General features: G+C 72.0%; 4 protein-coding genes. All 4 read right to left on the bottom strand.

What is annotated here, in order from left to right; genetic code table 11:
- Positions 1 to 1,049 (bottom strand): PEP/pyruvate-binding domain-containing protein (locus AOK24_RS20690; protein ID WP_240554032.1); only part of this gene is annotated, 1,049 nt, incomplete at its 3' end.
- Between the two features lie 317 nt (positions 1,050 to 1,366).
- Positions 1,367 to 1,819 (bottom strand): tetratricopeptide repeat protein, encoded by a 453-nt coding sequence (locus AOK24_RS20685; protein WP_055721553.1) that lies wholly within the window; start codon positions 1,817 to 1,819, stop codon positions 1,367 to 1,369.
- 25 nt (positions 1,820 to 1,844) lie between these two features.
- Positions 1,845 to 2,918: an LLM class flavin-dependent oxidoreductase gene (locus AOK24_RS20680; RefSeq protein ID WP_055721552.1), complete on the bottom strand. Its 1,074-nt coding sequence runs from the start codon at positions 2,916 to 2,918 to the stop codon at positions 1,845 to 1,847.
- Positions 2,919 to 2,983: 65 nt separating this feature from the next.
- On the bottom strand, positions 2,984 to 3,349 hold the full coding sequence (locus AOK24_RS20675) for a GNAT family N-acetyltransferase (protein WP_055721551.1): 366 nt from the start codon (positions 3,347 to 3,349) through the stop codon (positions 2,984 to 2,986).
- Positions 3,350 to 3,409: the final 60 nt, after the last annotated feature.

Here is a 3,409-nt window from a genome sequence, read left to right as displayed (position 1 = left end):
CGCCGGGCGCCCGGCGCCGGGTTGATGAAGTCGAGCACGGGATGCGCGGACGGCACGGCGCCGAGCAGCCGCAGATCGGCGGCGGCCCGCCCGCGTACGGTCGTGACGGCGGGCAGCCGCCGCAGCTGGCGGCGGGACGCGGCGCCGGCGATGTCGAGGGCGAGGGTGAGCCCGTGGGACATGGGCTCGACCCAGAGGTCCTCCTCCAGCGGCTGGAGGACGCCGGGCAGGGTCTCGGCGACCGGTCCGGGGCCCAGCAGGCGGGCGCCGGGGGCGGGCCGGGCGGCCATCGCGGTGATCGGCCGGGCCTGGAACAGCCACAGCCTGCCGTCGCCGTCGAACCCGAACTCCATGTCCTGCGGTCCGCCGAAGACCTTCTCGGCCTTCTTCGCGAGCTGTACGAGGCGGGCCCGCTGCCGGTGGGTGAGGATCCGCTCGCCGGGCGGTTCGGTGCGCACCAGGCGGGCCATGCGGGTCAGTTGGTAGCGCACGCCCTGGGTGCTGCCGTCGACGAGCTGGTCGGGGCCGCCGCGTACGGCGCTGACGAGGATGCGGTCGGTACGGCCCTCGACGGGGTCGGCGCCGAACATCACCCCGCCGACGGACGAGGTCAGCATGGGCTGCACGAGGACGGCCATCCCGTCGCTCCCGGGTCCGTCCTCCGGTGGCCGCAGGGGCCGTACTCTGCGCGCGGAGTCGAGGACGACGCCGACGGCGACCTTGAACTCCTCCCAGCCGCGGACGTCGAGCACGGACTCGAAGCGGCCGGCCATGGAGGAGTCCTCGGTGTCCTCGTGCGCGGAGGACGACCGCACGACGAGGGGTGTCCGGTCGCCGCCGAGTTCGTGCCAGAGGGCTCGTACGGAGTACTCGCCGACCGGGGCGTCGGGCGCGCGGTCGACGGGTACGAGGACGAACCCCGGCAGCGTGGGGAGGCCCGCGACGGCGGCCCGTGCCAGGTTGGCGGCCTTCGCGCCCGTGACGGCCGTGTGCCGCGCCCGCTCGGAGTCGAGCGGTACGACAGCCAGTTCCGCACCTTCGAAACCCATGAGTAACCTTCCAGCGAATGCAAACGCCCAAATATGGAGGTATAAACATCAGCCTGCGCGCCATCCCGAGTGATCGCCCGCCCAGCCCCACCCAGCAGCCCACCGAACCACCCGCTCACCCCGACCGGCGCAACGGCAGGCTCCCGGCCAGCGCCCAGGCCACGCCGGGCAGCACCACGGCAGCCTCCCGTTCCCACCGACCCCTTGAGATGTCAACAACTCCTGGCGCGGAACATTCCCGGCGGAGGGGGACGACATCCACGGGATGGTTGATGTGTCGCCCCCTCACGCCGTCACACCTTCACGCCGTCACCCCCTCACGCGTCCTGCGGGAACTCCCCCGCGAACGCCCCCGCCATCCGCAGCCACGGCGCCGCCTCCGCCTGTCGGCCCTGCCGTTCCAGCGTGCGGCCCAGCATGAGGTGGGCGTAGTGCTCGACCGGGTCGCGCTCCACGACGATCCGCAACTGCTCCTCCGCGCGGCCGAGTTGCGCGGAGTGGTAGTAGGCGCGCGCCAGCAGCAGGCGGGGCGCGGTCTGCTCCGGGAACTCCTCGACCACGCGGGTCAGGAGCCGCACGGCGCCGATGTAGTCCTTCGCCCCGAAGAGCAGCCCGGCCCGCTCCCAGAGCTCGCCGGGGGTCTCCTCGCGGACGGCGCCGGGGCCGTCGTCGAAGAGGTGCAGGGCGCTGGCCCAGCGGTCGGGGGCGACGCCGTCGGTCGACTGGTGGGCGTTGAACGTCGACTGGCGGTCGTTGAACTCGGCGGTCATGGTGGCCTCCTTCGAGAATCTGTGGTCAGCGGGTCGCGAGCAGCGAACCGTGGGTCGGCGGCGCGTCCGGCACTCCCGCCGGGCGCCGCGCGGCGAACTCCTCGCGCAGCACGGGCACGACGAGTTCCCCGAGCATCTCGACCTGCTCGAGCGCGGTCTCCAGCGGGATGCCGCCGCCGTCCACGTTGAACAGCTGGCGCTGGTAGTCACCGGCGTACTCGCGGAAGGTGAGCGTCTTCTCGATCACCTGGTCCGGCGTACCGACGGTCAGCGGGGTCTGCGCCATGTACTCCTCCAGCGGGAGCCCGCCGCCCATCACCGGCGAGTGGTCGAAGACGGGCCGGAACTCGCGGATCGCGTCCTGGGAGTTGGCCCGCATGTAGACCTGCCCGCCGAGCCCGACGATCGCCTGTTCCGGCGTGCCGTGACCGTAGTGGGCGTACCGCTGCCGGTACAGGTCGATCATCCGCCTGGTGTGGTCGGCGGGCCAGAAGATGTTGTTGTGGAAGAACCCGTCCCCGTAGTACGCGGCCTGTTCCGCGATCTCCGGCGACCTGATGGAGCCGTGCCAGACGAACGGGGGTACGCCGTCCAGCGGGCGCGGGGTGGAGGTGAAGCTCTGGAGCGGCGTACGGAACTTCCCCTCCCAGTCGACGACGTCCTCGCGCCACAGGCGGCGCAGCAGGGCGTAGTTCTCGATCGCGAGGTCGATGCCGTCGCGGACGTCCTTGCCGAACCAGGGGTAGACGGGCCCGGTGTTGCCGCGGCCCGTCATGAGGTCGAGGCGGCCGTCCGCGAGGTGCTGGAGCATCGCGTAGTCCTCGGCGATCTTCACCGGGTCGTTCGTGGTGATCAGCGTGGTGGACGTGGAGAGGATCAGCTTCTCGGTCCGCGCGGCGATGTAGCCGAGCAGGGTGGTCGGCGAGGACGGCACGAACGGCCGGTTGTGGTGCTCGCCGGTCGCGAAGACGTCGAGCCCGACCTCCTCGGCCTTGAGCGCCAGGGCCGTCATCGCCTTGATCCGCTCGTGCTCGGTCGGGGTGCGGCCCGTGGCCGGGTCGGTGCTCACGTCTCCGACGGTGAAGATGCCGAACTGCATCGCCCTCCGCCTCCCATCTGGTTGACACATCAACTCCGACGGGAAGAACGCACCCCTCGCGCGCCCTATTCCGGCACCCCGGCCGTGTCCTGTTCCGCCCCGCCCCCGAGCCGCTCCTTCAGCCACGCCCGCACCTCGGGCGTCACCGGATCGACGAGGTCGGCGAACCCGTCGTGCCGCTCCAGATACCGCGCGACGTACGGGCAGACCGGCACGATCCGCATCCCGGAGGCCCGTACGTCGGTGAGGGCGCCCAGCACGAGCCGCGCCGCAAGCCCCTGCCCGCCGTACTCCTCGCCGACCTCGGTGTGGAAGAAGACGCGCTGCTCACCCCGGTCGCGGTAGGCGGTGAGACCGGCGCGCCGGCCGTCCACCACGATCTCGTACAGCTCCTCGGCGTCGACGCGGCCGACCTGCGGGGACTCACTCATCTCGGGGACCTTTCACGGGGTTGCCGCGCGGCCGGATGACCGCGTTGGGCAGGGCGGGGG

It is taken from the genome of Streptomyces niveiscabiei, from assembly GCF_001419795.1.
GTDB classification, from domain to species: Bacteria; Actinomycetota; Actinomycetes; order Streptomycetales; family Streptomycetaceae; genus Streptomyces; species Streptomyces niveiscabiei.
This window is presented reverse-complemented; position numbering and strand designations above follow the sequence as displayed.

What these genes read in the sequence shown, in the direction of transcription:
- AOK24_RS20685 (WP_055721553.1), bottom strand. Translation starts at nt 1,819, where the DNA reads ATGACCGCCGAGTTCAACGACCGCCAGTCGACGTTCAACGCCCACCAG.
- AOK24_RS20675 (WP_055721551.1), bottom strand. Translation starts at nt 3,349, where the DNA reads ATGAGTGAGTCCCCGCAGGTCGGCCGCGTCGACGCCGAGGAGCTGTAC.
- AOK24_RS20680 (WP_055721552.1), bottom strand. Translation starts at nt 2,918, where the DNA reads ATGCAGTTCGGCATCTTCACCGTCGGAGACGTGAGCACCGACCCGGCC.